Genomic DNA, 261 nt, shown 5'->3' with positions numbered 1-261 from the left:
ATTGAAATAAGGTTCCTTTTTTATGATATGAAAAAGAGGAACCTTATTATAAAGTTAGGCTTTTTTATTTTTCTATTATTTTTTAAAAATTCAATAAAATTAATTGGTATAGTGGAATGTATATAGAGCGGATATTTCCTATATAGTGCCCTACATATTGATGAAGGATGTTTTAAAAATAGACAATGGCTAATTTTTAAAACATCCTATTTTTTATTATTAATAGATTGGAAATTAATATATATTAAAAACAACATAAAA

Source organism: Bacillus sp. JJ1127, from assembly GCF_036965845.1.
Classification (GTDB): Bacteria; Bacillota; Bacilli; order Bacillales; family Bacillaceae_G; genus Bacillus_A.
Note: the sequence above shows the minus strand (reverse complement) of the source record.